The organism is Streptomyces adustus (assembly GCF_009377175.1).
Taxonomy (GTDB): Bacteria; Actinomycetota; Actinomycetes; order Streptomycetales; family Streptomycetaceae; genus Streptomyces; species Streptomyces adustus.
Genome location: NZ_VJZD01000358.1, coordinates 1 through 7062, shown reverse-complemented (window position 1 = coordinate 7062; position 7062 = coordinate 1). Strand labels below are relative to the sequence as shown.

Below are 7062 nucleotides of genomic sequence, written 5' to 3'. Positions count from 1 at the left end.
GGCGGGCGAAGTCTTCAGCACGCCGGAAACGCTAGTCTCCGCTCCGCGGGCGGCACATCGGCCCTCGGTCCGAGTACGGACCTACGACCGCGGACCGAGACGACGACGCGACCGGCTGCAAGGCGAGTGGAAGAACGGCTGCAAGACGGGTGGAAGAAGGGCTGCAAGCGGGCTGCAAGGCAGGCCGCACGGCTTGCGGGCAGGACCCATTCACAAGATCGACAACGGTGTCTTGCGCATCGTGTTCACCGGCCCACATAGTTTGCGTTCAGAAAACGCACAGGAGAAATGCAGAAACTCTACTGAATTGTTCAGCTTCAGCTGTGACTTGAGTCACAAGAGCCATTAATTGTTGACCCTGTGTACCGAGTGGGCAGCGCGCTGTGATTCAGTGACGGGGAAGCTGCAAGGACGTACGCCGAAGACAACCCTTGATTCGCTGCGAAGTCTCGGGGGGAGGGCGAGCATGGAGACCGAGTCGGAGCCCTATGTCCGTCTTGCGTCCCTGCGACAGCTGCACCAGGTCATGGCGGACATGAACACCGCCCGAAGCCTGGCGGACACATTGCAGACTGTCGCGGAGGGCGTGGTGAGCGCCCTCGGGTACGAGCTGGCGTGCGTGAACCTCGTCCGCCCCGACGGCGACCTCGTGGTCGCCGCCTTCGCCGGCAACCCGGCAGCCGAGGCCCTCATCACCGGCCGCGTCGGCTCGCGCGACTCCTGGGAGCGTCGCCTGAGCATGGGCGAGACCTGGGGCGAGCTGGTCTTCATATCCCACACCGAGGGCTGGGTCCTCGACGACGACGACGTCCCCCAGTGGTACACCGACGGGCCCGCCCCCCGCTTCGAGGACGAGTGGCACCCCTCCGACCGGCTGTTCGCGCCGATGTTCACGCCCGCCGTGCCGGGCGGCTCCGGCGGCGAACTGATCGGCGTGCTGTCCGTGGACCGGCCGCGCAACGGCCGCCGGCCGGGCGCGTGGGGGCGCGAGGCGCTCCAGATGTATGCGTTCCAGGCCGCCATCGCCATTAGCAACGCGCGTCTACGTGCAAATATGCAGCGCGCCCTGGTCCGTCTCGAACGGGATCAGCAGGCCCTGCGCGCCAGCGAGGAGAGCTTCCGGCAGGCCTTCGAGTACGCGCCCTCCGGCATGGCCATCGCCGAGATGGGCGGCGAGCAGCACGGCCGGATCCTGCGGACCAACGACGCCCTGTGCCGGCTGCTGGGCCGCCCGGCCTCCGCGATGCGCCGCTACTCCTTCTCCGACCTCGTCCACCCCGAGGACATCGGCACCCTGCTGCGCACCTCGGCCGAGGGCGGGCGGGCCGAGCTGCGCCTGGGCCGCCGGGACGGCACCTACGTCTGGGTCTCGCTGCGCAACAGCGTCGTCGCCGACGCCGCCGACGGGCCGCGTTTCCTGCTCACCCACGTCGAGGACATCGAGGAGCGCAAGCGCCGCGAGCTCCATCTCGCCCACCGCGCCTCCCACGACTCCCTCACTGGGCTGCCGAACTCCGCCGAGCTGCGGGCCAGGCTGGCCGCCCGGCTCTGCCGCCGCCCGCAGTCGGGGCACCCCGCGGCGCTCGACTCCCACGACGCGGCCTTCGGGCACGCCGCCTTCGACGCCAACGGCCACGGCTTCGACTTCCGGCCGGGCGCGGAGGCGTACGACGGCTTCGACCACCATGTGCACACCGCCGCCCCCGAGGCGGGCGAGGACGACGGGACCAAGGGCCTCGCGGTCCTCTTCTGCGACCTCGACGGCTTCAAGTCGATCAACGACCGGTTCGGGCACAACGCGGGTGACACGGTGCTCATCGAGGTCGCCCGGCGGCTCAGCCGTCAGGTCCGCGACGGCGACACGGTGGCCCGGCTCGGCGGCGACGAGTTCGTGATCCTCGCCGACGGGCTCGGCCGGGCCGACGCCGAGGACCTGGCCGTACGGCTGCGCAACGAGATCATCCAGCCGATCCGGGCCGAGGGGCGGGCCGTTCGGGTGGGCGCCAGCTTCGGTATCGGCTGGGCGCACTGCGGAATGACCGCGGACGAGGTCTTGAAGTCAGCTGACGAACGGATGTACGTCGAGAAACGATCTCGTCCCAAACAGCACAGACGCGCGGGATGATGTGCAGGTCATCGGGTTGATGCGGCCCGAGTCACCTGTTCGGGCCATCAGAAGCGGGTAGGCTCGCCATTCTCCACTCGTATAAGAACGTGTACCGCATCCGCCCCGCACCTGTTGAGGAGTACGAAGGGATGACGCCCGGCAACAACGGCGCGAGCACGCCTGAGGAAGAAGACCCGTTCGGCTACCTCTACGCCGACGGGCAGGCCAACGGAGCTCAGCCGCCCTCCGGCGGTGGCTACGGCTACCCGAACTCGGTCAGCCGGGTGCGCGCGGTCGGTGAGCGCCAGTACGGCCAGCAGGCGCCGACCGCCGCGTACGGCCAGACCGGCGTGCCCCAGCAGGGCGCGTACGGGCAGCCGAACTCGCACTACGCGGCGCCCGAGTCGTACCCCGGTGGCCCGCCCACCGCTCCCCAGCAGCCGACGCGCCGCGCCGGCAACGGCCGCGGTCCCAACACCAAGGGTCTGCTGATCGGCGCGATCGCGGTGGTCGCGGCGGTGGTCATCGGCATCGCGGTGGCGATGACGGGCGGCGGCGGCGACGACAACAAGGCGGGTGGCGACACCTCCACCGCGCCCACCGACTCCGCGAGTGCCTCGCCCAGCGAGTCCGGCGGCGACGAGCCCGCCGAGGAGGCCGATCTCCCGACGGTCGACGCGAAGGCGCTGCGGCTGGACGGCGGCGCCGCCCTGGCCTCGGACGTCAAGGGCGCCCAGGCGGACGGCGGCATCTACGTCGGCAACCTCAACCAGGTCGGCAGCTCCGTCACCTGGACCGTCGACGGCATCCCCGAGGACGGCGACTACACGCTCTTCGCGCACTACAGCGTGCCGGGCCAGGACCAGTCGATGACCCTCACGTTCAACGGCAAGCAGTTCGGCACCAAGCTCAACCTGGGCAACTTCGCGCACGCCGCCGACGGTGACTTCGAGAAGGGCTGGACGAAGACCTTCGCCTACCCGACCCTCACCAAGGGCACCAACACGATCACGCTCTCCTGCCAGGACGGCGACAAGTGCAACGTCCTGCTCGACCAGCTCTGGGTCAAGAAGGGCCAGGTCAGGAACTAGGGCGGCGGCGGCACCAGGGCCGCCGCACCAGGACGCGTTCACCCCGGGCTCCGGCCCGGGGCGTCCGGCCCGGGCCGTGTTCAGGCCGCGCTGCTCTCCTCCGTGACCGAGACCTGGTCCCTCAGCTCCTCGTACACCGACCGGTCGAACTCGCCTGCCACGGGCGTCAGCACCGTCGCCGCCGACAGGGCCGCCGCCCGGGCCAGCCGCGCGGGCCACGGAAGGTGCTCAACGAAGCCGGAGAGCAGTCCCGCGACCGCCGAGTCGCCCGCGCCGGTCGGATTGCCGTGCACCCGGCGCGGCGGCGCGACCCGCCAGCGGCCTTCCGGGGTGGTCGCGATCAGGCCCTGGGGGCCGAGAGAGGCCACCACCGACTGGGCGCCGCGGCGGCGGGCGTCCTGGGTCGCCTTCAGCGGCTCGTGGGAGCCGGTGAGCTCGGCGAGTTCCGCGGCGTTCGGCTTGACGACGTCCGGGCGGGCCGCGACGCCCCGGCGCAGGGGTTCGCCGCTGGTGTCGAGCAGGACGGGCACCCCGGCGGCCCGCGCGGTCCGCACCAGCAGTGCGTACGCGCCCACCGGCACCCCCGGCGGCAGGCTGCCGCACAGGGCCACCGCGGCGGCACCGCGGAGCAGTTCCCCGTAGGTGCCCTGGAAGGCGGACCACTCGGCCGGCGTGATGAGCGGGCCGGGCTCGTTGAGCTGGGTGGTGTCACCGGAGAGCGGGTCGACTATGGCCACCGTGCGGCGGGTCGGACCCGAGACCGGGACCAGGGCGTCCCGGACGCCGGGCGTGTCCGCCAGCCGCTCCCGCACGACCTGGCCCGTCGCGCCGCCCACGAAGCCCGTGGCCGTCACCGGGTGGCCGAGCGCGGCCAGTACGCGGGCCACGTTCAGGCCCTTGCCGCCGGGGCGCTCCAGTACTTCGGAGACCCGGTGGGAGGTGTGCGGCCGCAGGGACCGTACGCGATAGGTGATGTCGAGAGCGGTGTTCAGCGTGACCGTGAGAATCACCCGGAGCGACCTCCCCCGAAGAAATCAGGCACACGCCTGTCGTGTCGCCTTGCCCAGAGGCCTGATCATGCCAAAGAGACGGCGGTCGGCCCAGTCCTCGGGTCGGCCACCGTCTCTGTGTGGGCGGACGTTTCAGGCCAGTTGGGGATCGATCACCCATTCGCCCCGGCGCATCACGCCCTTGAGGGCGAAGTCCTCGTCGAGGAGCACCAGGTCGGCGTCCTTGCCGGGTTCGAGGGAGCCGACCCTGTCGTACATCCCCAGCAGCCGGGCCGGGTTGGCGCAGAGGGCGGCGACCGCGTGCTCCACGGAGAGCCGGTCGACCGTCACCGCCCGCCGGAACGCGCGGTCCAGGGTCAGGGTGGAGCCCGCGATGGAGCCGCCCTCCACCAGCCGGGCGACGCCCTCGCTGACCTCGACCTCCAGCGGGCCGAGCATGTAGCGGCCGTCGCCGATGCCGGCCGCGTCCATCGCGTCGGTGATGAACGCGACCCGGTCCGGGCCCGCGTGATGGAACGCCAGTTCCAGGGCGGCCGGGTGTAGGTGCGTGCCGTCGTTGATGAGCTCGACCGTGACGCGCTCGTCCTCCAGGAGGGCGGCGATCGGGCCCGGGGCGCGGTGGCCGAGCGAGGGCATCGCGTTGAAGAGGTGGGTGGCGACGGTCGCGCCCGCGTCGATCGCCTCCACCGTCTGCTCGTACGTCGCGTCCGTGTGCCCGATCGCCGCGATCACCCCGTGGTCGGCCAGCAGGCGTACGGAGTCGATGCCGCCCGGCAGTTCGGCGGCGAGGGTGACCATCTTCGCGTGGCCGCGGGCCGCGTCGACCAGCTTGCGCACCTCCGCCGGGTCGGGGTCGCGCAGCAGCGCCTCGGAGTGCGCGCCCTTGCGGCAGGGCGAGATGAACGGGCCCTCGAAGTGGATGCCCGCGATGTCGCCCTGTTCGGCCAGTTCGGACAGCAGCCCGGCCTGCCGGGTGAGGATGTCCATGTCGTCGGTGACGGTGGAGGCGACGAGGGTGGTGGTGCCGTGCAGGCGGTGGGCGCGGACGGCCGTCAGGACGTCCTCGGCCGGGCCGGAGAAGGACGCGCCGCCGCCTCCGTGGTTGTGGATGTCGACGAAGCCGGGGACCAGCCAGTGGCCGCTGACGTCCACGGTCTCCGCGTCGGCCGGGGACGGGCCGGCGATCCGGGTGCCCTCGACGAACACGCGGCCGCCGTCCACGGTCCCGGTGGGCAGTACCACCCGGGCGCCGGCGAGAACCTTCCTAGTGGCCATCAGGCGGTTACCTCCGAGGGGTCAGTGGTGGTCAGGAGATCCCGGGCGAGGAGCCCCGCGCCCAGGCAGCCGGCGGTGTCCCCGAGTGCCGCGGGGACGATCGACGGAAGCTTCTGGAAGGTGACGCGCTGCCGGACGGCGTCCCGCAGCGGTGTGAACAAGGTTTCCCCCGCCTCGGCGAGTCCGCCACCGATGATGAGCGTGCGGGGGTCCAGCAGGGTGAGCGCGGTGACCAGCCCGTCGGCGAGCGCGTCCACGGCCGCCCGCCAGACCCGGACGGCGTTCGGGTCGCCGGACGCGACGGCCTTCGCGCAGTCCGCCGCGTCGGCCTCCGGGTTTGCGCAGGCGGCGGCCCAGGCCTCGCTGACCGCCGCCGCGGACGCGTAGCGCTCCAGGCAGCCGCGCTGCCCGCACGGGCAGGGGATCCCGCCGGGCCGTACGACGACATGGCCGATCTCGCCCGCGAAGCCGTGGGCGCCCGCCTCCACCCGGCCGTCGAGGCCGATGGCGCCCGCGATGCCGGTGCCGAGCGGGACGAACAGGAAGCGGTCGGCGCCCCGGCCCGCGCCGATCCGGCCCTCGGCCAGACCGCCGGTGCGCACATCGTGCCCGAGGGCGACGGGGATGCCGCCGAGCCGCTCGGCGAGCAGGTCGCGCAGGGGTACGTCGCGCCAGCCGAGGTTGGCGGCGTAGGCGGCGATGCCCTGCTGCTCGTCGACGATGCCGGGGACGGCGACGCCGGCGGCGGCCGCGGGCTCGCCGAAGTGCCGCTCGCCGTGGGCGCGCAGTTCCGCGGCGAAGTCGAGGATGCCGTCGACGACCGCGTCGGGTCCGTGCTCGCGGCCGGTGGCCCGGCGCGCCTGGTGCAGCAGCACGGGGGGTCCGGACGGACTTCCTCCGGACGGTGTGGTGTCCACCCCGACCAGGGCGGCCTTCATCCCGGTGCCGCCCACGTCGAGGGCGATGACATGTCTCACGGGGACAGTGTGGCCCGTGGACCGCGAGAGGTCTAGTCCACTTGCGCGGTATAGACCTTTATTCGACAAACGGACGAGCGCCCGGCGCAATCCGGGCGAAGAACGGCACTGCGCGGCCGACGGACGGAACAGGGCAGCTCGCGGCGCGTCCCGGAGCGGCCACACCGGCGTGGTGCGTCCCGGGGCCGGATCCCGCCGCACTCCCGCTCGGCCGTCGGGAGCGGTTACGGTGCCGTCATGGACGACGACCAGGACCGCGGTGCCGCCCTCGGCCGCCGCGAACGGGACATTCTCGCCCTGGAGCGCCGGGGCTTCTCCGGCCCGGGCGCGAAGGAGCGTGCCATCCGCGAGGAGCTCGGCCTGGCGCCCGTCCGCTACTACCAGCTGCTCAACGCCCTCCTCGACGACGCGCGGGCCCTGGCCGAGGACCCGGTCACGGTGAACCGGCTGAGACGGGTGCGGGAGTCCCGGCGCGCCGAACGGTGAGCCAGGACCGGCCTGCCGTCCCCGCCTCCGACGAGTCAGGGGTACGGGTGCCGCCCCGCGGATAGGGTCGCCGTATGGGCAGCCATGAGACGCACCCCCCGCACCCCGCTCGGCCC

The 7062-nt window shown here is 72.4% G+C and carries 6 protein-coding genes; 3 read left to right on the top strand and 3 right to left on the bottom strand.

All coding sequences use genetic code 11. The features are described 5' to 3' along the window. Positions 1-466 precede the first annotated feature (466 nt). On the top strand, positions 467-2125 hold the full coding sequence (cdgB, locus tag FNH09_RS43090; RefSeq protein WP_152895322.1) for a diguanylate cyclase CdgB: 1659 nt from the start codon (positions 467-469) through the stop codon (positions 2123-2125). Positions 2126-2256: 131 nt separating this feature from the next. Then, on the top strand, positions 2257-3198 hold the full coding sequence (locus FNH09_RS43085; protein ID WP_152895321.1) for a carbohydrate-binding protein: 942 nt from the start codon (positions 2257-2259) through the stop codon (positions 3196-3198). An 80-nt stretch (positions 3199-3278) separates the two neighbouring features. Here the strand turns inward: FNH09_RS43085 and FNH09_RS43080 are convergent, their stop codons facing one another. The 3 genes from FNH09_RS43080 to FNH09_RS43070 form a co-directional block, all read right to left on the bottom strand. Further along, positions 3279-4208, bottom strand: coding sequence for a hexose kinase (locus FNH09_RS43080; protein WP_162469962.1), 930 nt, complete (start codon positions 4206-4208; stop codon positions 3279-3281). Between the two features lie 132 nt (positions 4209-4340). Beyond that, positions 4341-5483, bottom strand: a complete 1143-nt coding sequence (gene nagA / locus FNH09_RS43075) for an N-acetylglucosamine-6-phosphate deacetylase (protein WP_152895320.1) — start codon at positions 5481-5483, stop codon at positions 4341-4343. Then, entirely contained in the window at positions 5483-6460 is a 978-nt protein-coding gene (locus FNH09_RS43070) for an ROK family protein (RefSeq protein ID WP_162469961.1), read from the bottom strand. Before FNH09_RS43070 ends, nagA begins: the two co-directional genes overlap by 1 nt. 237 nt (positions 6461-6697) lie before the next feature. Here FNH09_RS43070 and FNH09_RS43065 point away from each other — a divergent pair, with 237 nt between their 5' ends. After that, entirely contained in the window at positions 6698-6946 is a 249-nt protein-coding gene (locus tag FNH09_RS43065; RefSeq protein ID WP_152895319.1) for a DUF3263 domain-containing protein, read from the top strand. Positions 6947-7062 lie beyond the last annotated feature (116 nt).

Bases quoted from the DNA above. Each gene is read 5' to 3' on its own strand.
- FNH09_RS43085 (WP_152895321.1), top strand. From the start codon at position 2,257: ATGACGCCCGGCAACAACGGCGCGAGCACGCCTGAGGAAGAAGACCCG.
- FNH09_RS43065 (WP_152895319.1), top strand. From the start codon at position 6,698: ATGGACGACGACCAGGACCGCGGTGCCGCCCTCGGCCGCCGCGAACGG.
- nagA (WP_152895320.1), bottom strand. From the start codon at position 5,483: ATGGCCACTAGGAAGGTTCTCGCCGGCGCCCGGGTGGTACTGCCCACC.
- cdgB (WP_152895322.1), top strand. From the start codon at position 467: ATGGAGACCGAGTCGGAGCCCTATGTCCGTCTTGCGTCCCTGCGACAG.